This window comes from Paenibacillus sp. 2KB_20, from assembly GCF_052115765.1.
In the GTDB taxonomy this organism is placed as follows: Bacteria; Bacillota; Bacilli; order Paenibacillales; family Paenibacillaceae; genus Paenibacillus_AQ.
The window spans coordinates 451,298-475,908 of record NZ_JBFRHH010000005.1; the positions used below are offsets into that span (position 1 = coordinate 451,298).

19 protein-coding genes are annotated in these 24,611 nt (G+C 43.1%); 1 reads left to right on the forward strand and 18 read right to left on the reverse strand.

Translation table 11 applies throughout. The features are described from left to right. Window positions 1-12: 12 nt before the first annotated feature. The 17 genes from AB4124_RS16585 to AB4124_RS16665 form a co-directional block, all read right to left on the reverse strand. Window positions 13-927 carry a carbohydrate ABC transporter permease gene (locus tag AB4124_RS16585; protein WP_213645700.1) on the reverse strand — a complete coding sequence of 305 codons (915 nt, stop codon included), beginning with the start codon at window positions 925-927 and terminating at the stop codon, window positions 13-15. Beyond that, window positions 927-1,922 (reverse strand): carbohydrate ABC transporter permease, encoded by a 996-nt coding sequence (locus AB4124_RS16590; RefSeq protein ID WP_441973530.1) that lies wholly within the window; start codon window positions 1,920-1,922, stop codon window positions 927-929. Before AB4124_RS16590 ends, AB4124_RS16585 begins: the two co-directional genes overlap by 1 nt. Further along, on the reverse strand, window positions 1,912-4,881 hold the full coding sequence (locus AB4124_RS16595) for an extracellular solute-binding protein (protein ID WP_441973531.1): 2,970 nt from the start codon (window positions 4,879-4,881) through the stop codon (window positions 1,912-1,914). The genes AB4124_RS16590 and AB4124_RS16595 overlap by 11 nt, the downstream gene beginning before the upstream one ends. Before the next feature lie 13 nt (window positions 4,882-4,894). Beyond that, window positions 4,895-6,013 (reverse strand): ABC transporter ATP-binding protein, encoded by a 1,119-nt coding sequence (locus tag AB4124_RS16600; RefSeq protein ID WP_076325478.1) that lies wholly within the window; start codon window positions 6,011-6,013, stop codon window positions 4,895-4,897. Window positions 6,014-6,086: 73 nt separating this feature from the next. Then, window positions 6,087-7,451 (reverse strand): ABC transporter substrate-binding protein, encoded by a 1,365-nt coding sequence (locus tag AB4124_RS16605; protein ID WP_441973532.1) that lies wholly within the window; start codon window positions 7,449-7,451, stop codon window positions 6,087-6,089. 28 nt (window positions 7,452-7,479) lie between these two features. Then, window positions 7,480-8,868: an ABC transporter substrate-binding protein gene (locus AB4124_RS16610; protein WP_441973573.1), complete on the reverse strand. Its 1,389-nt coding sequence runs from the start codon at window positions 8,866-8,868 to the stop codon at window positions 7,480-7,482. Between the two features lie 20 nt (window positions 8,869-8,888). Further along, the gene (locus AB4124_RS16615; RefSeq protein WP_430202012.1) at window positions 8,889-10,157 is read right to left on the reverse strand and encodes an alpha-L-fucosidase; all 1,269 of its coding nucleotides are present in this window, start codon (window positions 10,155-10,157) and stop codon (window positions 8,889-8,891) included. A 191-nt stretch (window positions 10,158-10,348) separates the two neighbouring features. After that, window positions 10,349-11,113: a hypothetical protein gene (locus AB4124_RS16620; protein ID WP_441973533.1), complete on the reverse strand. Its 765-nt coding sequence runs from the start codon at window positions 11,111-11,113 to the stop codon at window positions 10,349-10,351. Between the two features lie 18 nt (window positions 11,114-11,131). After that, complete coding sequence (locus tag AB4124_RS16625; RefSeq protein WP_441973534.1) at window positions 11,132-12,400, reverse strand: sensor histidine kinase; 1,269 nt, start codon at window positions 12,398-12,400, stop codon at window positions 11,132-11,134. A 134-nt stretch (window positions 12,401-12,534) separates the two neighbouring features. Next, the gene (locus AB4124_RS16630) at window positions 12,535-13,356 is read right to left on the reverse strand and encodes a response regulator transcription factor (protein WP_251035621.1); all 822 of its coding nucleotides are present in this window, start codon (window positions 13,354-13,356) and stop codon (window positions 12,535-12,537) included. 354 nt (window positions 13,357-13,710) lie between these two features. Further along, on the reverse strand, window positions 13,711-15,939 hold the full coding sequence (locus tag AB4124_RS16635) for an ABC transporter ATP-binding protein (RefSeq protein ID WP_441973535.1): 2,229 nt from the start codon (window positions 15,937-15,939) through the stop codon (window positions 13,711-13,713). 11 nt (window positions 15,940-15,950) lie between these two features. Continuing rightward, a complete protein-coding gene (locus tag AB4124_RS16640; RefSeq protein WP_441973536.1) occupies window positions 15,951-16,481 on the reverse strand; it encodes a DUF1854 domain-containing protein in 531 nt (176 codons plus the stop codon). Window positions 16,482-16,488: 7 nt separating this feature from the next. Further along, entirely contained in the window at window positions 16,489-18,702 is a 2,214-nt protein-coding gene (locus tag AB4124_RS16645) for an ABC transporter transmembrane domain-containing protein (protein WP_441973537.1), read from the reverse strand. 614 nt (window positions 18,703-19,316) lie between these two features. Beyond that, entirely contained in the window at window positions 19,317-20,348 is a 1,032-nt protein-coding gene (locus tag AB4124_RS16650; protein ID WP_441973538.1) for a Gfo/Idh/MocA family protein, read from the reverse strand. Between the two features lie 168 nt (window positions 20,349-20,516). Further along, window positions 20,517-21,002, reverse strand: a complete 486-nt coding sequence (locus AB4124_RS16655) for an RNA polymerase sigma factor (protein ID WP_441973539.1) — start codon at window positions 21,000-21,002, stop codon at window positions 20,517-20,519. 365 nt (window positions 21,003-21,367) lie between these two features. Continuing rightward, window positions 21,368-22,468 carry a M56 family metallopeptidase gene (locus AB4124_RS16660; protein ID WP_441973540.1) on the reverse strand — a complete coding sequence of 367 codons (1,101 nt, stop codon included), beginning with the start codon at window positions 22,466-22,468 and terminating at the stop codon, window positions 21,368-21,370. Between the two features lies 1 nt (window position 22,469). Then, complete coding sequence (locus tag AB4124_RS16665; RefSeq protein ID WP_076325489.1) at window positions 22,470-22,838, reverse strand: BlaI/MecI/CopY family transcriptional regulator; 369 nt, start codon at window positions 22,836-22,838, stop codon at window positions 22,470-22,472. 319 nt (window positions 22,839-23,157) lie between these two features. Between AB4124_RS16665 and AB4124_RS16670 the strand changes: the two genes are divergently transcribed. Further along, a complete protein-coding gene (locus AB4124_RS16670) occupies window positions 23,158-23,826 on the forward strand; it encodes a hypothetical protein (protein ID WP_441973541.1) in 669 nt (222 codons plus the stop codon). 201 nt (window positions 23,827-24,027) lie between these two features. Here AB4124_RS16670 and AB4124_RS16675 read toward each other — a convergent pair whose 3' ends face one another. Further along, entirely contained in the window at window positions 24,028-24,525 is a 498-nt protein-coding gene (locus AB4124_RS16675) for a hypothetical protein (protein WP_076325491.1), read from the reverse strand. Window positions 24,526-24,611 lie beyond the last annotated feature (86 nt).

Here is a 24,611-nt window from a genome sequence, read left to right on the forward strand (position 1 = left end):
CCATACCACTGCTTATTTGATCCCCGAATGCGCCATGGTCGTGATTACTCTTCTCTGGAAGATCAAAAAGATGAGCAATGACGGTAAAAACATGATTAATGCTCCTGCTGCCGCAGCTCCCTGTCTAGCTACCGAGTTGCTTAGCCCAGATGTTAATGTGCTCATGTAAAACGGCAGTGTCTTCATGGAATCTTCCTGCATGAATAAAGTTGAAGTCTCTACATTCCCCCATGCCGATTGGAAAGCAAGGATTGAAATCGTTGCGATGGCAGGTGTAACGATTGGCATAACGATGCGCAGGAAAATTGTGAATTCTTTCGCGCCATCGATCTTCGCTGCTTCCAGCAACTCGTTCGGCACTTGGTCCATAAACTGCTTCAATAGGAATACGCCCACCGGCATGGCAACAAGTGGCAGTACGTGACCTAAATAAGTGTTCATAATCCCTAGGCTTTGAATGACGATAAAGCGTGGAATCGCGATGGCTTCTGTTGCGAATAGCAACGACAGCATAATTAAACCAAGTACAATTTTCGAACCTGGGAACGGATGCTTCGATAAAGGATAGGCACACATCGCTCCTGTGATAACCATGGCAACGCTAGACAAAAAGGTAACTACAATACTGTTAAATACATACCTGGATACCGGCACAATGGTGCTTGCCGTCATGGCAAACAGTTCGGAGAAACTCCCCGTTGTCGGCTCCCTAACAATAAATGTGGGCGGGAACATGAACAGCTCATGCAATGGTTTAAATGCATGGTTGAACAAATAAATGAGCGGAAGGAGCATGAAAATGGCAAGCGGCAAGATACAGATGGCAATCCATATTTGTGCTCGATCGATCAATCTCAGAGCTAATACAAAGTCGCTCCATTTTATTTTTAATTTCCGCTGCATGGCAGTCATCCGTGCCTCTTGCATTATTCATCCTCCTTCGGTGCGAATAAATAACCGAAAAATTTACTTAACACATAACACATCAGAAGAACGACGATAGAAATCGCACTCGCGTAACCGAGTTCGAAACGAATAAATCCATAGTCATTAATATGATCAATTAATAATTGACCCGCATAATTCGGGGTCGGGTTCGTACCCGACAATTGAACCCCAATACCTCCGGATTTAATCGTATGAACAATTGCCATAATAGCTGCGAACATCATCTGCGGCTTCATCATTGGAATGGTGATGTACCACACTTCTTGAAGACGGCTCGATATACCATCAATTCGTCCTGCCTCGTACAATTGTCTATCCACATTGAGAATACCGGCCAAGATGGCCAAGAAACCAATACCCATAGAAGACCAAATCGAGACAATGATCATAATATTGAGCAGGAAGTCTTTATCGAGTAAGAATAAAACCGGCTGATCAATGATTCCCCATTTGAGCAAAAAGCTGTTAATATAACCCGATCGGTCCCCGGTAAACATAACCGTCCAAACAACTGCCATCGCAACACCTGCAGATAACGAAGGAGCATACATGGCAAGTGCATACCAAGTGCGCATCGTTGTTGGCAGCTGAGCAATTAACCAGGCTAACAGAAAGGCTAAGATGTAACCGACGGGCCCTACGAATACGGCAAACTTAAACGAGTTAGGCAATACATACTGCAAGAAAATAATGTCCTGCGAGAATAAATTCTGGTAGTTAAGCCAGCCCCGCCATGATGGAAAATCAAAGGCATTAAAATAAGTGAAGCTTAACAGAATGCCTGAAACAACAGGAATCAGGATAAATATGATGAACATCGCCATAAACGGCAAAATAAACAAGTAAGATAAGCGGTACTTCCACATGTCTTTCAACAAATAATGGATCCGTTCCGAAATGCTGGGCTTCGTCTTACCGAGCTTGGCCTTAGCTCCGTTCACCTTTTCAGAAAGAGCTGCTGCATTATCTGTCATTCAGAATTGCTCCTTTCCAAGGTTCCGTAATTCGGATCAGATCGAGCTTCTTCAACACTTGCCCGTTTTCATCGATATAATTGAACTCTTGCTGTTTACGCTTCATCTCTCGGTTTATTTCTTTAACCGCCTTCTCTAATGCAATCCTTGGATTTACTTGATCAATGGCTGCATTGTTCCAAGCAAAACCAAGTTCTCGAGCCGTCATATATCCTCCCGGTACATTGGGCCATTCTTGCATCCACTGCCATTGATCCAAAATAACGCTGAGATCATCCTGTTTCCAAGGCATATTCGCAAACGCATCAACATTAGCTGAATTCCAGCGGAAGGTTTCACCGCGATATTGCTCCAGATTAAGTCCAAACTCGGTTTGAATATCTTCGGACATATACCATTTCACAAAATCCCAAGCGAGATCGCGTTTCTCTTTCGGCGTATCATTGAAAAGAATGTTCGCTGTCGGTGCTCCCCCGGCAGCCCATCTTGCAATCGTACCGTCTGCCTGCTTTGTTCCAGGAATGGGAGCGATTGCCCATTCATTCATAATTTCCGGTGCTGCGACCAGTAGCTGCATGTATGTATTGAAATCTGAAATACCGATCGGCATGGTTCCATCTCTAAACTGTTGATAGAAACTGTTCACTTGTCGTTCCATTCCGTACACATTGAACATTTCCGTCCATTCTTTGAACGCTTCAAAAGCCTTAGGTTCGTTCAATGCACTCGTCAGTCCGTCTTTTGAATACAACTCCACGTTATTTTGGAAGAACAGATACGAGAAGTTATCCGGCGGGATGTAGAAGTTGCTTTCGTTCTGCAATAACGTCGGCAGAATCTTGTATACATCATCCCAAGTATCCGGAACAGATAGGCCAAGCTGATTCATAATATCCTTGCGATAAAACATGATGTTAAAGTTATTGGTCTCCGGTATACCATAAACACCACTGTCATAACGGTAAGGCTGCATAATACCTGGATGGAATTGATCTAACAATTCCTCCGAATCCGGGAATTTTGTAAAGTCATAAATGGCATTGCGCAATGCATAATCAAAGATCGATGCACTCGGTACCCCAATCGCTATATCAGGTAATATCCCGGCTGCTTTGCCAAGAACTACCAAATCTGCCGACTGGACCAAATTGATATTCACTTTAATGCCATGCTCTGGTGTAAATCGTTCATTGGCAAGCTGCTGCAGCTCATCGACGTAATCACGCCCTTTGAACATCCAAATATTCAATTCATCTTCTGCATTCCGATCAAGCTGGTTCTTGCTTGAGAAGGAATAGAACAACGTAACGATCGAGTTCCATAATTTCTCGAAGAAGTTTGCCTCTATTCTAGGCAGTTTTGTATCGGGGGCAGCTACATAAATTCGATCAATTTGCAGCGGAGTATTCATCAAATCCACACGCTGGGCCTCAATTTTCTCTTGCATCGTTCCGATGGTTAACTGACTATAAGGAATTTCATTCGGATCTTTCAATAAATCTTCTAAATCTCGCACACTGGATTTAAAGGATTGTGACACATTGTCCCTTACCTTGTTGATTGCGAGCATTTCATCTGTAAGTTTGTTGAAGCTATCCCTTAATACTTCAAGTCTCTTGGTCATACCCGGGATATCTTTCTCGATGTTCCATACGCGATACGCATCTGTGCTATTCCCTGTGGCAATACGAAGTTCTCTGGAAACGTCGCGAAGTTCCTTCGACATCTGATCGATGTCGGCTATGACGGGGATATAAGGCTCGACAGTCGCTTCCATCTTGAGCGAATGCTTTCCTTTTGTGAAATAGAAATCAAATAATTCCCCATCCGTATTAGCAAGCGATACCTTTTTCCAGTCACTGTCATATGGGAACGGAACGTTTTTCATTTCGTTAAAAGGAATTTCACCGTCAATATAAATATTTCGGAATACCGTAGCATTTTTACGCAAATTTTGTTTCACACGGAATGTCAGATGGTATACGCCATCTTCCGGAACTTCAAAGTCCCAAGTCACCGCTTGACCGCCTTTGTTCCAGCCCGTACCACCCAGCGTATTAAATCGAACGAGATCGAGTGACTTAGGCTCAGATAACGGACTCCGATCGTATTGCGTTTGAATCGAAGAGGAGTTTTTAAGACTGAACTGTTCACCCTCGATGACAATGGCTTCCTTACTGCCGCTTGCTGCATGAGTTGGATACGTTTTTCTCACGTCTTCATAATTGGCAATGTCTTTAGGGACTTGTAAACGGAATGATTTCAGCGCGACCGACTGGCGAATCGTCTCTATACGAATCGTGTTTTCCCCTTTGTTCAAATGCCATTGCAACGGTTTGCTATAAGACCCCTCAGAATCACGAAAAGAAGTCGTTTTCCAACCCACTTCTTCGTCAATTAATGAGCGTATTTGATTACCCTCATCATCATATTTCTCAGGTCTCACCTCAGAGAATCGCCGTTCCAACGAAACGGAATGTGCCTCTCGAAACGGATATTCTCCATTGATCTGGACACTCATGATCACCGACTGGCGCCCGAGCCCATCCTTTGAAAGAAACGGGTGATAATCCGTAGCCAGTTCATATAAGCCTTCTTGATCTACATTTACTTTGTACTCTACCCAGCCTTTAGGCTGAGACCACAGAAGAACATCATGCTCGCCTTCATAAGAGCCCACGGAGACGACAGCATCATCCGACTTCGCATGATACGATTTAGCATCAATCAGAGCCTCCTTCGCTCCCACCTTAACCTTCTTCTGCTCCCATTCTTTCGATATGGTATAAAAATAAGGCTCATGGCTCGAAAAATCTTGAGTACGTGTATCCGGACTGCTTGATTCTGCAATCTTGGGATCACCTTGTGCGTTACCTGGCAACACCGGATTACCTATAAGGGCTACGGATAAGATAACGAGCAATAATCGGTTAAGAAATTTAATACTTCTCTTTACCATTCGTATCCCTCCATCACTTTGTTAATAGAAGCCCTGTATCTTTATGGAAAAATAATGCTTTGTTCATATCCACGGCGACAGCCGTTCTCATTCCATCGTCAAAGTGATAGCGTGGGTGAGCACGGGCAACTAGATATTTCTCCAACCCTATATTCATATGGTAGTAACGGTCAGATCCAACAAATTCACTTAATTCCATCGTTCCGTTAATAATCGACTGTGGATACGCTTCCAACATAATTTCCTCAAAGCTAATGTTTTCTGGCCGCATTCCAATAATGATTCCTCGATCTACGAGATTCATCTGTCTTATCGCATGGGCTTGCTTCTCTGTGAGCTTAAGCCCGAAGCGCTTCGTATGGAATTCAAGGAACCCTTCACGCTCTTCAATTTTGCCGGTCACAAAATTCATCGGCGGGTTTCCGATAAAGTTAGCTACGAACAGATTAGCTGGTTCATTATAAATAACCTCTGGCGTATCTACCTGTTGAACAATCCCCTTCTCCATGACCACAATACGATCGCCCATCGTCATCGCTTCAATCTGATCATGGGTAACATAAATCGTCGTGACACCGATTTTTTTGTGAAGCCGAATAATTTCCGAACGCATCTGCACACGCAGTTTAGCATCCAAGTTGGAGAGCGGTTCATCCATCAGAAATGCCTGTGGTGTACGAACAATCGCCCGACCAAGTGCAACACGCTGGCGCTGACCGCCAGATAATTCTCTTGGTTTACGGTCCAGATAATTTTCAATTTCTAGCACACGGGCAGCCCGTTTAACCGATGACTCAATTTCATGTTTCGGAAGCTTTCTCATTTGCAGACCAAAGGCAATATTATCGTAGACAGACATGTTCGGGTATAACGCATAATTTTGGAATACCATCGATATATCACGGTCTTTAGGCGGCATATCATTCACAATGGTATCGCCAATGTAAATTTCGCCTTCTGAGATATCTTCTAATCCCGCGAGCATACGTAATGTTGTCGATTTACCACATCCTGAAGAACCTACAAAGACAAGAAATTCCTCATCCTCAACTTCGAGGTTAAAGTCTTTCACTGCGTATTCTTTATATTTCCCGTAACGTTTGTGAACATGATTAAATATAATTCTCGACACAAGAATTCCTCCTTTGCACGATCCCATTTTCCCCAGTCAATACCTTGGTTTGAATCTTTTGGTCATGAAATATCTATTGTCCCTTAGCCATGGCATCTTTGATTTTCGCCTCAGATTCTTCCTGCAATACTCTTAGAAACTCTGGAATATTCATATCTGACTCAGAGAATTTCATTAGGCTCCCTGAAAGATCCACATATTGATCCCATTTGCTGATCGTTTTTGGAATGACTGGTTGGCGTGAGAAAAATGCGTTGATATCCATACCTTCATAAACTTCAAGTTCTGCGCCAAACTCTTCGTAAACTTTCGGATCGGTTAGTACTGGACGATCCCCAATTCTCGCTAATTGGGCCTGATGCTCGGGAGACACATATTCGGCAAGGAATTGAAATGCCTCATCTTTATGCTCACTGTATTTATTAATAATGAATGGATGCGAGAATGAAGCTGGTGCAATATTCGGTAATTCCGGCCATACCGGCACTGGTACGGATTGAATATGTTTCGTGATTTCCGGATCTCCAATGCCCCATTTAATGTATCCCGGCCAAGATACGATCATAGCGACATTTTTATTTTGAAAGGAATAATCCTTTCTGACTTCCGGATCATCACTATAAATACCAGGGATGCTGTAGAACTTCTTCATCAATTCAAGGTATTTAATAATTGCCGGTTCTTTCGTAATTAAAACCTCTCCTGTTTCGGGATCCGTCAGGTTCACATTTAATTGCTTTAATGGAACCAAGGCTTCCGTACCTGCGAATCCAGGGCCCATCTCAAGTCCATGATATTGGATTCCGTCCCTTTCACCAGTCAGTTTCTTCGCAAGATCAACCATGTCATCCCATGTCAGATCCCCTGTTGGATAAGGCACTCCAAATAGATCGAAAACCTCTTTGTTGTAAAACATCGTATAATTGTCGCTAGCTGTAGGCATGCCTAGCAATCTGCCCTCAGAATCGACTAAACGCCAGTAAGCTATAATGGAAGGGTCTATACCACTAAGATCGAATTGGTGGGATTCGATCAAATCATCGAGCGGTTCGATCATATCCAGCTCCTGCAACGCGTCGATTCCCCAGTTGGCAAATATGATATCCGGCACAATTTGTTTCGCGTTCAGCTCTTGCAAGGGCTCCAATTGTGCTTGGGAGTCAACTAATTCCACGTTAATATTAGGAAGCTTCTCATCAATATCCTTAAAAAGTTTATCGAACGCCTCTTGTCCCCATGGATACAAAATCTTGATGGTAACCTCATCTGTCGATACGGCCTGCTCATCCTCTGTTTTCGCATCTGTGGATGGCGTATCCGTGGCTACCGTTTCCGTTGTGTCTTCCTGTTTGCCACCATCATCTGTAGTGCACCCTGACAACAACAATGAAATTGACAAAATAAACACAGACAGGACTAATGTGAGTTTCAGCTTCATATAACGCTCCCCCTAATGCATTTCATTTTTATTTCTTGGATTGCTCTTCCTTGATCTTAATTTCTGACTCTTCCTTCAGTACACGCGTGAATTCCGCTACGTTCAAATCGGTAGTTGCAAACTTAGTAATTGCTTCATCGATAGCAACATGCCGATCCCATGGGCTTTTACGTGCAGGTGGTTCAGCAAATGGATTTTGGAACATCGCAGTGACATTTTTGTCTATATACGTTGGATCGTCTGCACCGAACAATTTCCCATCCTCTTGGCTTAAGGATACGGAAGGAGTACCCATCTTCATCCGGTATTGTATCTGGTATTCAGGGGAGATCACGTAGGTTAACACTTGCAATGCTGCTTCTTTATGTTCACTGAAATCATTGATGATCCATGGATGAGCGCCTGGTTTAGGAGCTATTCCCGGCATATCTGCAAACGACGGAACGGGAACCATATCCATACTTTTCTCATATTCAACCCTCTCTTCGGCTTCTCCGCCAAACCAAGTTAAAAAGCCATGCCAGTTAATGACCATTGCAGCTGTTTTACCTTCAAATTTACTTTGTTCTTCTGGATTATAGATGTTGGGTATACTGAAATATTTCTTGAGAACTTCCATCATCTTTGCAAATTTAGGATCTTTATCAAACAACACTTCACCCGTCTCTGGGTCTGTATAGTTCATCGATAATTGATTAAATAACGCTGTTGGCATGGCCCCTAGATCAAGGCCACTATATTGAACACCGTCCTTCTTGACGGTCAGCTGCTTCGCCAGATCAATAAGTTCATCCCACGTCATATTGTCAGATGGATAGCTGACACCTAACAGATCAAAGATTTCCTTGTTATAGTACAATGCGAGGACATCGCCAGCATCGGGAAGACCAATCAGACGTCCTTCTTTGTCCCTTGAACGTAATTCCTGAAGCAGCTGTGGATTGACTCCACTTAAATCAACGCCATACTCGGCAATCATGTCATCCAGACCGAATACCATCTCAAGTTCTTCAAACGGTGCTTGACCGGTGTAGCCTAATACAATATCAGGAACAATACCTTGCGCACTTAATTCCTGCATATTCTCAGCCGTCCCGTTCCAGTCAACATGCTCGACGGTCACATGGGGGAATTGCTCTTGAATCGGATCAATCATTCTCGATGTGAAATAGTCGATTCCCCAAGGCGTCGCTATCTTAAGCGTTACGGGTTCATCGCTAAATGGTTTGACAGGCTCTTTCGGTTCCTCTTCCTTACCTTCCTCCGTGTTTGTATCCGTATTATTGGTATCCGTCGCTTCAGACTGGCTTTCCGGTTCATTAGCTGTATTATCCGAACTATTGCAAGCGGTTACAAAAATGGTAAGCATCAGGCACAGAATCATAAGCACATTCCATATTTTTCGGTTCTTAATCACAATCAATTCCCCCTCATTGTTTATTCGGAATCATAGGTCTCCCCCACATGGTAGATAGCAATTTGGCGGATTGAAGGCACATCTTCATAATCTGTTATTTCTAACTGAAGGCCTCGAACTTTAATCGGAGGGATGCGAATAATTGCTTTATGTCCAATGTTTCTTCCTTCGTACACCGTGATTGACCGATGTGTTTTTTCAGTCGTGACGTTAATCCGAAACCCCCGCACATGTTCTCCGTGCGCCAAATCCTCTTGAATCAGGATATGATCGATTAAATGAGGTTTCGTTGCCTCATAAGACCATCCTGACTTATTCTGCGAACACTGTTCTATTGAAGCAATAGGATTATCGAATCTTCTACGAATCTCACTCCCCATTGCCTGTAACTGTGCTGTATCTTTCGCAGGTAACAAACCTTCTCGATCCGGTCCGATATTTAATAGCAAGTTAGCACCTCGACCTACCGAATAATAATACAAGCCCATAAGTTGATCTAGACTCTTGACGGTGTGCTCATCACTATCACTGTAGAACCAATTCGCCCGCATCTGTACATCGCATTCAGCTGGTAGCCATATATGTTCACCCAATGCATCTTTCTGCTGGGTTAAAATCGAGAATTCCGTTGCATCTGTAACATTCCAGCAAGGAATCGGCGCAATTCCGTCTTCATTACCTACCCACCGGAAATTAGGATCGCCCATATTAAAAATTAAAATATTCGGCTGCAGTCGGCGAATCTCACCCATAATCCTTGCCCAATCATATTCATGACCTTCAGAGCCGCAACCGTCAAACCACAGAATATCAATGTCTCCATAATCTCCAAGCAGTTCCGTAATTTGATTAACAAAGTAATCATCATATGCACGGGCATCCTGATTATAAAAATCTGCCGAGCCGTCAAATGGAGAATAATATAATCCAGGTTTTACATCATACTTACGGCATGCGGCGACGAACTCCCTCACCACATCCCCGGTTCCCTCTTTCCATGGGGACTCCGCCACAGTGAATGAACTATATTTCGATGGCCAGTTAGAGAAACCGTCATGATGTTTGGCTGTCAATACCGCGTAGTTCATCCCAGATTCTTTAGCTGTTCGAATCCACTGCTCGCAATCTAACCGAACGGGATTGAATTCCGAAGGTGACATCGAGCGCTTATCAAAATCAACATACCCCTCATAGAATGTACGCAGACCAAAATGCAAAAACATACCGAACTCCCAACCCTGATACTCTAATTGCCGAAGAGTAGGTTTAATCATCGAATTCGTTATCACAAAGACCCCCCTCAACTTTTTTTCTAATCTTAACAATTCTGTTGTGAAGGTGGTGTGAAGATGTTGCGTATTTCATGTGATGATCCATAACGATAAATAGCAGTAAGGACGAATGTCCTTACTGCTATTTAAGGGGGGTTATTATGTATTAGTGCGTGTTCAAAAAGGCAAGCTGCTTTCATTACAATTTTTCATGTAGATACTTTGTTTAACAACAACTGCTGCATGAAAGCAATTTGAATAACACCCATGACAACAGCACAAATAGGTATCGCTATAATTACTGCTGCGGGGCTCCATAAATAGTGAAGTAGCAAGCTAATAACGCCTGAACTAATCATCATGACAATAATAATTCCTGACGTGTTAAAACTTGACGCTTGAAAATAACGTCTGCTCTGACGGAATGCTGCATCAACATTCAATTGATTAACAACGATACAATATTCTACATAAATAAAGATGACTCGGAGAACTACAAATATAACGAGGGATAAGAACAGTCCGATAACACCTAGAAACGCTGCCAATAACGTTGTAATGGCTGTCTTTGCTGCGGTTATGATCATAAACAAGAAGATAAAGCGGACCGCGTATTTTTTGCCGTCTTTCATAAATTGACCGATTGATATTGGACTGCCTTCCACAACATTACGCAAAGAAGCGATATACCCGCCCTGAGCAAAAGCCATCAGTAACAGCATGAAGATAACAGGAATCCACGCTCTCACAGATATCGTATCACCCATAAACTGCATTTGATTGATGAGCTGCGGAATATTACTAACATAACTGACCGATGGAATCCCCATCTCCAGAATAAGACGTATGGATAGTGAAGGTACACCAATAAAACCAACAATGATAAGCCCAATAATGAATGATAACGCATCCAAAATAATCGGATACATAATAATTAATGGGTTTTTGAATAGCAAGCGGAATGTTTTTTTCATGATGAAGTAAAACCTCCGTCACAACTTATATGGCGAATATGAGTTCGCCAGCAACTCGTTTTTGGGCGTTCGGACTAACGGAATATCAATTCGAAACATCGAACCCTCACCTATCTTACTTTCTGCTTGAACAGTTCCCCCATGAGCTTCAATCAGTGCTTTAGCAATACTTAATCCAACCCCGATTCCACCTGTATTTCTAGTACGTGCTTTATCTGCCCGATAAAACCGGTTGAAAATAAGCGGCAAATCATACTCGGATATCCCTATGCCGTTATCTCTACAATAAATAGTAACCATTTCTTTGTGATCAATCGTGATTCCCACATCGATGTTCCCTCCAATTGCCGTATACTTGATCGCATTGGAAATAATATTCGTCATAATTTGAACGAAACGGTCAGGATCCACTTCCACGTGACAAGGGGTATAGATGGTATGCAGAGTAAAATTAATATCTTTGGCTTTAGCTAAGAAGATTAAATTCTCGTAAACATCCCTCACCAGATTTCGTATATCGATTAATTCAATATCAAGCTGGAATTTAGCTCCCTCTGCTTCAGACAATTTTTCCACATCATCCACAAGGCGGCATAGCCGATCAATTTCGGCGTAAATACGATTTAAATTCTCTTCATTCGCTGGATAAATACCATCAATAAGCGCCTCCATTCTGGATAGCATAGAGGTTAGCGGAGTACGAAGTTCATGTGTTAAATCTTGCATCGATTGCTCCCGCCAGTGTTCTTGGTTATTCAAATCTACAACAAGCTTATTCATAGAAGTAATTAGCTGATTCAGCTCCAACGTTCCCGTTTCGGAAATTAAAGTATCCCTATGCCCCCCAGCAATACGTTTCGCCTGAAGGCTGCTTAAACGAAGCGGCTTCGACAATCGCCTGGCAAGAAGATAACAAATAACTACCATAAGGCATAATAAGATGATGGTAATACCACCGCTTCCTCCAAATAAAGCAAACGAAAAAAACGATGCGGAAGGAAGGTTGAAATCATTATCCAAATCAACCGTAGCATCCAAAATTCCGATTAACTGGCCATCGACATAAATCGGACTGCTCGCCGTGAAGGGCCGACCATATTGCTGACTTTCCAGCCCTGAATCATACAGCACTTCTTCATGGTTCGGAGCATAGTAACGTATACTCATCGAATATACATTAACTGCTTGTTTAAGCCAGTCCATCTTCTCGATCGATAGCTTGCCCGGTTCTAGATGAGTGCGCAAAGTAAAGGCAATTTTCTGTGTTTGATCCTCTACAAACTTCATCTTATAAACCTCTATGGAACGATCAAATGAAAGACGGGATAAGAAAGAGGTCGCTAACAAAAAGATCAAAGATGTCAAAATAAGGGAGATAAACAGAATGCAATGGGTCTGGCGTAATCTATTCCACAATTCCATTAGTACTCTTCATCCGGATGGAACGTAAATTTATACCCCGCACCAATTTTAGTTACAATATAAACTGGATTTTTATGATCTTCTTCAATTTTTTTGCGGATATTTTTTATATGCGTATCTGTCGTTCTCCCATCACCAATATCTCGATAACCTTGAACTTCATAAGATAAATCTTGTCGACTATATAACTTATTTGGTTTTTTGAGCAAAACACTTAACAGCTTAAACTCTGTAACCGTTAAATTCACGAGTTTACCGTTTACGTATACTTCCTTCGATTCAAAGTTTATTTGAAGTCTTCCTTTGTTAAATCGCATCACAGTTCGGCTATTTATAGAGAGCATCTTCATTCTTCGCTCCAGAGCTCGAATTCGAGCGATGACCTCTTTCATGCGGAAAGGCTTCGTAATGTAGTCATCCGCACCTAGATTAAGACCATTAATCGTATCGATTTCACGAGCCTTGGATGTGATCATTATGATCGGCATGCTGGAAGACCCTCTCACTTTCCTACAAACTTCTTCCCCTGGTATGCCATGAATCATCAAATCCAGAATTAATAAATCAATTTTAAAGTTATGAATTTTTTGCAGGGCATCATTACCTTCTTCCGAGGTATATACCGTCCAACCTTCATTCACCAGATATGATTGTAATATATTGCAAATTGATTCATCATCTTCAACGATTAGAATGTTCATGCTATATTTCTTCCTCCCAATAGCCTCTTCGCTGCTAGCAGTATCTTTATGCCAAATCGGCTTTTCAATTTTCAAATGATCTCTGAAAATCGGATTAAGAGCGAGCGGTGCTGTTGCCAATTTTTTGTTCTTACTTCAAGTTTACGTCCGTAATTCGTAAAGCTGCCCCCTTTGCTGCAAATGATACATTCCATTTCCTCCTTATCCGTATGTTGCTATGGCACGTGCATTTGGAAATTTGTTGAGCATATTTCTCGTGAGAACGCTTCCTAGAATTAACTATTTGCCATGCAGGTCTCAATTCCTTTTTTATGTACCATGTAAATCGTTGATTCTCGCCTCGCCGATTTAATTGGAATGCCTCATTTGGATAAAAAAAACCTATTCCGACAAAGCTCGGGATAGGTTGTATCATTTTGGGATCAGGGCCGGTCGACAACGACATATCCGCCGGGCTTTCAGAATCCGAATGCATCAAGTATGTAAGGTTGGCTCCAATACCCGTTCGGTTTGGGTCTTAGACATGTTTCGCTGCGCAGTTACCAGCTTGTAATATATTCCTTGCTTCTCGATCAATTCTTCATGGGTCCCGATTTCTGCAATAACTCCTTTATTCAGTACAAGAAGCCGATCCGCATTTTTCAATGTGGCCAATCGATGTGCTATGGCAATTGTTGTCCGGTTCTTGGTGACACGCTGCAGCGCTTCTTGGATTTCCGACTCTGTCTCGATGTCTAGCGAAGCCGTTGCTTCATCCAATATTAGAATTCTAGGATTGTTCAACACGGCTCTAGCAATGGCAAGCCGCTGTCTTTCACCACCTGAAATATTATTCCCGTTCTCCTCCAGTTTGGTATCATAACCGTCTGGGAACTGGCTAATAAAATGATGTGCATTGGCAATTTTTGCAGCCTGTATCACTTCTTCCATCGTTGCCTCTGGTTTTGAATACTTGATATTATTCATTATCGTTCCACTGAACAAAAATGTCTCCTGCAGCACAACCCCGATTTGAGAACGTAAATCTTCCTGCTTGATATCTCTAATATCCACACCGTCGATGCTTATCGTTCCTTCATTGACATCATAGAAGCGGGAGATGAGATTGATAAACGTAGACTTTCCTGATCCCGAGTGACCAACGAGACCTATCATTTCCCCCTGCTTGATATCGACATCGATGGACTTGAGCACGGGTTCATAGGACCGGTATCCGAAGGTAACATTCTTAAAACTTATCGTCCCATCAATCTTGTGCTTCGTGGACTTCGCCTTGTCGGTGATCTCCGGCTGTTCATCAATGACCGAGAATACACGCTCTACAGAAATGAGGGCGTTAGCGATCCATCTAGGCATATTCATTAACCATCCAAGCGGACCATAGATCATGGCTGCGTAGCCAGTAAACTGAACTAATTCACCAAGGGACAGCCTCCCGCCCAGAATCATATTACAGCCAACTAGCAATACAAAATATTGTCCAATCTGGATCAAGTAATGGGAAATGGGCGATAAATAACTGTATACTTTTTCACTCCGGATTGTAGCTAAGGCATACTCCCGGTGATATGCTCTGAACCGCTTAATCTCCCGCTCCTCTTTACCAAATGCTTTAACCACTCGAATCCCGCTCAGCACATCATGCAGGAATGAATTGGCTTTATCATGAACCCGCCACTGTTTGCGAAAGAGCTTTTTAAGCACGACTTTCCAAACAAAATATTGAATATAAACAACGATCGGCGCCGGCAAAATAATAATAAGGGCAAGCTGCCAGTCTGTGTGAAATAGCAGGAAACTCACAGCGGCCAGCATGATGATTTGATAAATAGCCATCGAAAATACTTCTTGAATCAAATTCCGGATGCGATCTGTATCAGAATTAATTCGGTTCATGATATCGCCAGCACGCTGCGAGGTTAAGAATCCAAGCGACAAGCTTTGAATCTTCTCAAAGACAAGATTACGCAGATCCGCTGCAATTCTTGAACTTACACGGGCCATAATCCTACCCCTTAATACCCCTAACAACTCTCCTGCTACTAAACCAAATGCAATTCCAGCGAGAGCCATTAGAAATATCCGCGTACTTGGGTTTACACCGTCTGGCGGCTGCAAAGCCGAGTTCACAAGTATTTTTTGAAAATAAGGGCCTGTTAGCGTAACAGCCGACATGATTAATAGAACGGCGAGTGCCGTGACCAATATTTTCCAATGTGACTTCGAAACATCCCAGAGTTTCTTAAAGGCAGCTACTTTATTCATACACTTCGGACATAACCTAGTACCTTTAACAAGGTAGCCGCCGCATTGTGAACATACATTCTCGCTCTCATTGTTGTAGATCCGGATCTTACTGTTCGAAGCCATGTAATTCAGAATTTGAGCAATGTAAGAGAGCCTTGCCGCATGCTGCATCGTGCACCGGATGATGATCCTCGGGGTCTGCATATGCGTCGCCTCCATGATCACATTTCCGATTAAAGGAACAACCTTATAATCATGTGCCTCATGAATTGCACAGGTTTCGGTAACTGTCCCATTGTCTACGTGGACCCACTTGGTCTCCCCAATCACAAAGTAACCATTCGTCCTACGGCTGTCAAACGATAAATCTGCGGGGACGCAATACGTAATATTTTCTCCTAAGGCTTGCTGAACAGCTAGAAGATCTTGCTCTGATAGCTTAAATTGAAGGTTCATCGCAGCCTCCCCTATATATACATTTCTACCAGTCGATATTCCTTCTCGCTTAAATGCTTGATATCCTCGATGACGAATCGGTTCCCATCCACATCGATAATTAACAGCTTGCGATCTGTTACGAGCTTCACATTCCCTCCGCCGCTACGAACCGTAAACCTAACACTCCCGGACACGGTTTCCGTCTCCCAGTAGGAGTACCCGAATTCTTCTTTAATTCTGATCAGTTTTGTGATCTCAGGAGCAAAATATCTCATTTTTATTTGCGCCTCAAGCAGGCTAACGGTATCCTTCGGAAAATCTTCATCCAAAGACTTGATGATGCCAATTTCTTTATTCTCACTTGTGCGAACCGATATATATTCTCTTCTATTGGTGTGTGGGAAGGAGCAATGCAAATATACCGCCGGATATTTCTCATCATTCACTTGAACCATAAGCATTTGGCCTTCCGTTTTCGTAAACACTGTGTTATCAGCCGTTAAATAATTCATGCTCGCTGCGACAGACAAATCGGATTGATTAGGTTCCGTGATTTGCATTAAAAGATTAACCCACCCTTCTCATGCTCAGCGCTTCATCATGCTTTTGTACTAAGCCATGGTATACGCCTCTTATCATCATTAATTGTTCATGTGTCCCTTCTTCAACAACCTTGCCTCCATCCATAACCAGTAAGTAATCCGCATTTCTTAATGTTGACAACCGATGTGCAATCGCTATCGTCGTTCTACCTTGAATTAGCGTTTCAAGCGCTTCTTGAATTTGAAGTTCCGTCTCCGTATCCAGTGATGCCGTTGCTTCATCCAGGATTAAAATTTGGGGATTATGCAGAACCGCCCGTGCGATGGATATTCTTTGCTTCTCTCCACCAGACAGAATATGACCTCCAGTACCAACGATCGTGTCATAACCATCGGGCAGCTTTTCAATGAAATCATGCGCATTCGCAATTCGAGCAGCGTTAATGATGTCATCCAGCGAGCATTCAGGATCAGCGTAAGCAATATTCTCGGCGATTGTTCCCATAAACACATATAGCTCTTGCGACACAATCCCGATGTTTTTGCGCATCGTATCGATTTGGAGATCTTTTACGTTAACTCCGTCTATCACGATTTCACCATCTGTAACATCATATAGGCGAGAAATCAGATTCACGAGTGTGGATTTACCGGCACCCGAGCGTCCCACGACACCAATCATCTGGCCTGGTTTTGCATGCATTGACACATCTTTCAGTATCAGCTTGTTCGGCTCATAACCGAAGGTGACATGGGAAAGGCGAATATCGCCATTCAAGCGCTCTATAGGAATCGCATCCTCCTTTTCTACAACATCGGAGACGGCATCCTGTATTTCAAAAATACGCTGCGCCGCACTCATACAACTAGACCACCAATTGACAATGTTATTCATAAACTGTAGTGGACCATACAGCATGTAAATATAACTTATAAAAGTCATGATTTCACCGAACGAGAGACTACCCTGCATCACCCTCCAACCACCAAAAGCCCAGATTAAGATGCCCCCAAATTGAGTAAGGATCGTTAATATCGGGAAGATTGTACTGCTCATCAGGTTAAAGGACTGTTCCGAGTCTGAGTAGGATGAATTCGCTCTCTGGAAACGCTCAAGCTCTTGACGTTCTTTCCCGAATGCTTTCACAACTCGCGTACCCTGTATCGTATCACTGATCATGGCGTTGAGCATGCTCACACGTCTGTGTCTCCGCCAAGACAACCGCCATAGCTTAGGGAACACCCATCGTATCAGCAGCAAGACAAATGGAATCGGGATGAAGCAGATCAATGTGAGTTTCCAGTCCATAATCAACATAATGGTTGTAATACCGATGATATTCATGGCATTGACGATAAAGTAAGAAATGCCATCTACGAAAAAATACTGCAATTCTTGCGCATCATTGCTAACCCTTGTCATGAGCTGACCGGTTTGTTTTTTCTGAAAAAAACTAAGCGATAACCGCTGCATCGCAGCGAACACACTTGCCTTCAAATCAAATACTACATTCGCCGCCAATCTGGCATTTATCGTGCTAAATAGGATCCCGAACAATAAGGAAATCGTTCGAAAAACAAAAATGAGTAGGATCACGAGACCAATTCGTCCAGCGAAGTCTCCGGTATTCCCAATTGCTTGGTCGAACAATACCGTACCTTGCAGATAAGGTATGACAAGACCTGTAGCGGAATTGAGCAGCATAAACAGGACAATGAAAAACATCAGAAGTTTATACTGTCCAGCAAATTTAAGCAGCCTAGAGAATATGGCATGCTTTTTCATACATTTCGGGCAAATTGGCCTGCCTTCTTCGGGATATCTCATTCCACATTTAGGACAAGTGATGTTCTCCTGGCGATCTACAACCTCTTCATCGCTAATGTCTTCTTTCTTCTTAATCTTCGTAAAGATCGAGACAAACTTGGCAGCTCTCCCCATCTGTCCATTCGTAAATGCTCCGATGACCCGCTCCTCATCCTCTTGTAGAACAACGATACCGGAGGCGATTAAATTGACGGTGAATACGGTTTCAATGTTGTCGATATCAATGGACTCTACATTCGCCGTATCTCCTTGGAATGACACAACTAAAAGCTTTTCCTTACTCAGAATTAAATACGTGCTTGCGAAGCCTTCGCCATCCAACCTTCGATCACATAACATCCAGTAGATAACGTCATAAGGCTCATGAGGTTGTATCGCAACAATCACTTCATGCGGTAAGCTTTTGATCATGGGCTCCCCTTTCATCATTCGATACATCCATAATTCCGAATATTTTTCGTTAGAACCCCGAAAGGTATTTATCCCCTGTAAATATATTATCAACTAAGATGTGAAGATAGTGTGTGTTCTTAAGTCTCATCCAGCCAAAGCTCGTACCAGTATACTCCTTTATTTGCATTGTACAGCATACCCGTTTCCAACCGGGGCTTCAACCAGTGACTCCACAGGTTCGCAAGCAAAATCGGCCATAGCGTTTCCCACCAGGATAATATACCCTTCCAAAATATGCTGGCCCTGTCCTTCCAAGTCTTCGGATCTCACTGCACGCCACAAAAAACGCACCACTCAATCAAGATGCGTTTGTCGCTGCTATTCATAAGCTGCATACGGGGCCTGTGCAGCAGCTTTCCAAATTACTCGCTAATATGCCCGCCGATCGATCCAATATCCACCACTTGGGTCGCATTTTCATGCACATGGATCCATGCTTGCCTGTCGTAAAGCCGGATGCGGAAATCTTCATCTTCATCCTGTCATAGACCTACTCTAAGGTTGCGAAACCTAAGCTTCAACAAAGGGACGCCGTCTGAGATAGCTCCCTTGTTTTAGCCGAACATCACCCATCAAGGCGTTAACATAATTCCTACCGCTTTGCCCCCCATCAATTGTGGCCTTACATCCGTAAAACTCTCACCTGGCCTCCACAGGGCTTCCAAAATAACCTGCGCGTTATACCCGTCGTAGAAATCATAAATGAGACCGGACTCTCCATTTAACATCTGAATGATTTGCTTCAGGATTGGCAGCGGGCTGACGACGTCGTCCACAGGTACGGGCTGTATATCCAAATCCTTGCCGCTTCGGTACAGGTTGCACCAGTTCTCCAATGCCAAGGTGCCTTCCTCACCGTGGACCACCAGGGAAACACGCTCCTCCCCTTCCCGTTCGTCGGTTCCCGACAGGCGAATCTCGATATCATTATGTAATCTGAGAACGGCCTGGACACGGCTTTCGGACTGATTCGAATCCGACGGGAACTCGATCTCGCTCTTCACATGCGTAATCGGCCCGAACACCTGCTGGATCATCTGGATCCAGTGAATGCCGACCTCCAGCAGGTATCCGCCCTGTTGCCTTGACGTAATCCATGGATTCTGCTGCCAGGCCCTCGGCCACTGCGGAAACTCCAGGTACAGATCCATGCTTTGAATCCGGCCGATCGCCTGCTCCTCAAGCAATCCCTGCAGCTTCAGAACGGCCGGGTCAAGCGGAAGCGAGAAATGAACCGCATGGAGCACATTGGCTTCCTCGGCCAGCCCCACGAGACTCCGGGCTTCCGTCAAGCTGCCCGCAAGCGGCTTCTCGCAGAAGACATGGATGCCTTTCTCAAATGCGATCCGGGCCACGTCATAATGCAGGGACGGTGGAACCGCGATATACACCAGGTCAAGCGGCACCTCGTCCAACAGCTGGCGATAGTCGGTGTACAGCCTTGGACGAATCTCTGCTTCTGCGACTTCCCGGTGCAGACTGGATTCATCACTGTCGCAAATGGCGACTAATTCGATCTTTTCTGCATATTGGGGCAGTAAGCGGTGTATCATATGCCGGCCCATGTGCCCTAAGCCGATGACAGCCATTTTTTGTTTAATCATCCTGTTCTCCTATTCATTCATGATTGAAGTTTTCCATTGAATGCCACGTCCCCTATTATAGATCAAGGTGCTGCCGCCCGTACACTTAGATATACCCAGAAACGGTACTGTTCCGTTATTCCTTTGGACCAGAGCGCATGGCCCCTTTTTTTGTATGCTGCCAGCTGTTTAAACCATTTTTTTAAAACTTTTCTTCAACTTCTTCTTCGCTCGCTGAACACGTTTTTTACAAGCCTCTACAGAAATCCCAATTTCTTTAGCTGCCTCCAACATCGAGTACTTATCCAGAGCAATCTTTTTGAGTAATTTATAGTCCTCACTATTGGTTAAGTCAGAGTACATAAAATCAATATCGAGTGCATCACTATTCCCAGGGATCACGTTCTCATCTAACTTCAAGAAATTACGGAGGTACACCTGACTGCGAACTTTGTTTTTAATAACATTCTTTAACGTATTTAATAGCCAACCTTTCGGATTGGGGCTAAATAAGAGTTTGTCGGCTTTAACACACGCAATTCTAAATGTGTCCTGAACGGCTTCTTCAGCTAGTGAACGGTCGCTCAACATGTTTTGTGCATATGCAAACAACAAAAAATACATCTCCAAATATAATGCTTTAATAACACGTCGTTGGTTATCATTTAGAATCATCCTCTCACCACCTTCTCCGCATACTAATTCTCCAATTAAGGTATTATTTTATATAATCTCTTAATATTTGGTATTTATAGTTTACTCGATAAGCGGATTAAAAGGGGCGATTTAACAATTTCTTCAAAATTCAAAAAAAAGCTGAGGACTTCTATCTAGAAAGGCAGGATGGAAAATTAAGCGGCGGCGAAAGATCCGGGAATTGACTCTGCTGTAGTACGTGGATAGGTATAATCCTTCCAAACAATATCCTGAAAAAATGAAAGCAACCTAAGCCCGTACGACAACTGGACTCAGGTTGCTTAACATAGCTTTTAAATGGCGGTTTACTTCGCGGTAGTCAGTTCAAAAAAGTTGCCTTCTCTTTATTTATTACTTGAGTCTAAATTATTTGCGTAGCGGCGCAGCAACTCCTTGAGGCGGGTTACTTCGTTATCAATAGGGCTCTCGCTGTCATAAGACCAAGTAACAGTCTCAGTACCAATAGATGCTTGCTGGTCGTCTGCATTAGCTTCATCGGTTAGCGCGGATCCGGTCCATATAATGCCCGCCAGAGCCATACAAAAGATCAAAATGCCCGCCTTCTTCCCTTTTTGGTCCATAATTAAAGATATCCGATTTTTCAAGTCTTTTTTTCCTCCATAAAAATTAGTTGATAATCCTGTTTGGAGCTTCGCACCATTCCTGACAACGGCAATAATGGTCTCCCCATATTGCATTCGATGTTGATGATCTGCATTCTGTAAAACCAATGCATCACAGGAGATTTCACATTGTTTCGCAGCCGCTTTTGCCATAAGATAAACCACCGGATTAAACCAATGAATCGCGGTTGCCGTCAAAATCATGGCCTTATACCAAAGGTCGTGCCGTTTATAATGAATCAACTCATGCTTTAGAATCAGTGACAATACATCATCTGACAGTTTCATAGGCGGAAGTAAAATGACAGGTCTGAAAAAGCCAACGAGCATCGGGTTTGTAACACTCTCACATACGCTTAACCCTACAGGTTTGGTAATCCTCAGTTCCGATCTTACACGGTTCAAAATCCCCAAAACCTTCGCATCGATAACAGGCTCACTCCATCGGCGTACCGTCTTTATGAAGCGACCATGCCGCAGGGCATGATACAATACGATGCTTACAACGCCACATCCCCAAATCGCTGCAAGCAGCCACCACAAAGGGATTGTTCCCCGAGCGTTACCCATATCGCTTACGTCCATGAACGGCATTGATTGGGCAAAAGCTACAGGAATATCCGGGATGGACACATGGAGAATTAACTGGTCGATCCGGGGACGAAAGGGGAATATCCAGCCTGCCGCAATCAGCAACCAAACCCTATACATCCACTTTGCGGCATATCGTTTTGATAAAAGGGGCCGTATTGCCGAATACGCAAGCGTTATCAACGACATTGAAACAGAGCAATGGATCAGGGTTACTAAAAATCCCTGCATATCACTCCCTCTTTTCTTTCAGCCACTTTTCTAGTTGATCTAAGTCGCTGTCCTTTACCTTGTTACCAGCATACAGCGTAGCAACCAAGCTGAAGAAGGAATTCGCATGAAAACGCTCCATAAAGTCGCCCGTTTCAAATTTCAGGTAGTCCTCCTTGCTAATAAGAGGAAAATAAGTGCGCTCTCTTCCCTTTTTTTCAGCTCGAATGAAACCTCGTTCCATTAGCCGTAACATTAGGGAAATGACCGTCTGCGCTTTCCATCCCCTTTCGTTTCCAAGCTGTTGCATAATAATTTGGGTCGTTACAGGGGGATCATTGGCCCAAACCACTTTCATAATGTCAAACTCCGCATCAGGCAGCTTTTTCATCGTTTTGTGAATCAACTCCTTTAAGACAATTGTCTACATAACATTCTACATTTGTCTTATATAGATGTCAAACCTAAACAAACAAGATAAAATCTGGATCATCATAAAAATGCTATTAAATTATTGAAGAAACTTGTCCCCGGATCGCTACATTAGAACATATATGTAATGAAAGCCAAATAATGTAACACTCATGTATTGGAGGTGGTTCCGTTGGACAATGAACGTACATCTTCACATGGAACAGCATAATACTTCACTTGATAATACAGCACTTATGAAACCCAAATTCCCAATTTTAGAATGGAGGCTATCGGCTATGAAAAAAAACGCTCTCTCGTTTTTCTCGGTACTGACTCTTATCCTTCTCCTCACTCCGAGCCTTGCTCTTGCGAATGATCGACAGGATCACTACGCTTCCATGTCACAAAAGGAACTCGCGTATCAGGACCTTGACTTATCGCCTGAGGAATGGAAGGACGAAATCTTGGACGCAAGGAATTCAATAATTTACAGCACTTCTTGGACTGTTGATGGCCAGGTTGCATACGAGCTGCCAGATGGAACCATTGAAGAGCTTCCTGAATTTTCGGACCTGTTTCCGGATTGGGAAGTCCCTAAATTGAAAGAGGACGTGCGCAAAGAACAGTTAGCTAAGCTGACAGCTTATGATTTTCAGATCCTGGCCGCGAATTATGTAGGGTTCGTCTATCTATTTGAACCATCCAATTCTTCAGCGACACTGCCGTTTTATACCTTTTATACCAGCGCCAACAGAGTTACGATGATAGCCGACTCTTTACCAGGGACAAGCTATAATGGTGGTTTCACAAATATTGACACTGGTGCGGACCTGGGTTATGTAAATAACGTTAAACAAGGCGGAAAAATATATCTGACTAACCCGGTTCGTAACACCGCCTATGGGGCTCGCGCGAGTACGTACAGCACAACCGGATATGCGCAAATGAGTGTAGTTGATGGTTAAACTTTGATTGCTAGAAGTCAATTACAACAGCGCCACGCCTCATGAAAAAGGGTGTGGTGCTTTCTCAAGTCATGGTACCTGCCATTCTAAAATCGATGCTCTTCCTTTCGGAAAAACACTTGTCGATATCAAAAAGAGCCCCACCGGCTAAATGCTGGCAGGGTCTTTGTTATTTAGTCTTCTGTTAACTTATGTACCTATTTACCTCGTTTGCTCGTAAGCTGTTATGGTACCTTTAACGTTTCCGACAATTTTCAATCGATACTCTGTATTGGTTTTAAGGTTCTCGAAGTATTCATACCGACTAACATTAACAGGTATCGTAACGGTTTGGACTCCAATATAACCACCTGACCAAGTGCTGAATTCATCAAGTACTACCTGATAATCTTTAGTGCTAGGGTTAGTGTTTGGTGTCGCACTTGAGGATATTCTAATAGAATTTAATGTTGAGCTAGGTACAACAATATCCCTTGGAATCCGGTAATTAGTTGTAACCTCATAATCAGCTGTATAATAAATTTTACCATATGCAGCAAAAGGAGTGATCTCAGATGGTTCAGATTCTACAAATACTGCGGAGCCATTTTCAGGTGCGTTTAGCAAGTCCTCATAAGATGATTGAGCAAATACAGAGCTCGGAGCTAACAAACCGACTAGCAATGTCAAAGATAAACCAAGTCTTAACTTTTTCTTCATCAATGATACCTCCTAAAATTTGATAAAATAGTATAATTACAGGTATAATATAACACATATAGCCATACTATATAAGCAATTAGGAG

Excerpts from the sequence above, each read along its gene's own strand:
- AB4124_RS16585 (WP_213645700.1), bottom strand. The coding sequence starts at position 927 with ATGCAAGAGGCACGGATGACTGCCATGCAGCGGAAATTAAAAATAAAA.
- AB4124_RS16590 (WP_441973530.1), bottom strand. The coding sequence starts at position 1,922 with ATGACAGATAATGCAGCAGCTCTTTCTGAAAAGGTGAACGGAGCTAAG.
- AB4124_RS16595 (WP_441973531.1), bottom strand. The coding sequence starts at position 4,881 with ATGGTAAAGAGAAGTATTAAATTTCTTAACCGATTATTGCTCGTTATC.
- AB4124_RS16605 (WP_441973532.1), bottom strand. The coding sequence starts at position 7,451 with ATGAAGCTGAAACTCACATTAGTCCTGTCTGTGTTTATTTTGTCAATT.
- AB4124_RS16620 (WP_441973533.1), bottom strand. The coding sequence starts at position 11,113 with ATGAAAAAAACATTCCGCTTGCTATTCAAAAACCCATTAATTATTATG.
- AB4124_RS16625 (WP_441973534.1), bottom strand. The coding sequence starts at position 12,400 with ATGAAGTTTGTAGAGGATCAAACACAGAAAATTGCCTTTACTTTGCGC.
- AB4124_RS16635 (WP_441973535.1), bottom strand. The coding sequence starts at position 15,939 with ATGAACCTTCAATTTAAGCTATCAGAGCAAGATCTTCTAGCTGTTCAG.
- AB4124_RS16640 (WP_441973536.1), bottom strand. The coding sequence starts at position 16,481 with ATGCAAATCACGGAACCTAATCAATCCGATTTGTCTGTCGCAGCGAGC.
- AB4124_RS16645 (WP_441973537.1), bottom strand. The coding sequence starts at position 18,702 with ATGATCAAAAGCTTACCGCATGAAGTGATTGTTGCGATACAACCTCAT.
- AB4124_RS16650 (WP_441973538.1), bottom strand. The coding sequence starts at position 20,348 with ATGATTAAACAAAAAATGGCTGTCATCGGCTTAGGGCACATGGGCCGG.
- AB4124_RS16655 (WP_441973539.1), bottom strand. The coding sequence starts at position 21,002 with ATGATTCTAAATGATAACCAACGACGTGTTATTAAAGCATTATATTTG.
- AB4124_RS16660 (WP_441973540.1), bottom strand. The coding sequence starts at position 22,468 with ATGCAGGGATTTTTAGTAACCCTGATCCATTGCTCTGTTTCAATGTCG.
- AB4124_RS16665 (WP_076325489.1), bottom strand. The coding sequence starts at position 22,838 with ATGAAAAAGCTGCCTGATGCGGAGTTTGACATTATGAAAGTGGTTTGG.
- AB4124_RS16670 (WP_441973541.1), top strand. The coding sequence starts at position 23,158 with ATGAAAAAAAACGCTCTCTCGTTTTTCTCGGTACTGACTCTTATCCTT.
- AB4124_RS16675 (WP_076325491.1), bottom strand. The coding sequence starts at position 24,525 with ATGAAGAAAAAGTTAAGACTTGGTTTATCTTTGACATTGCTAGTCGGT.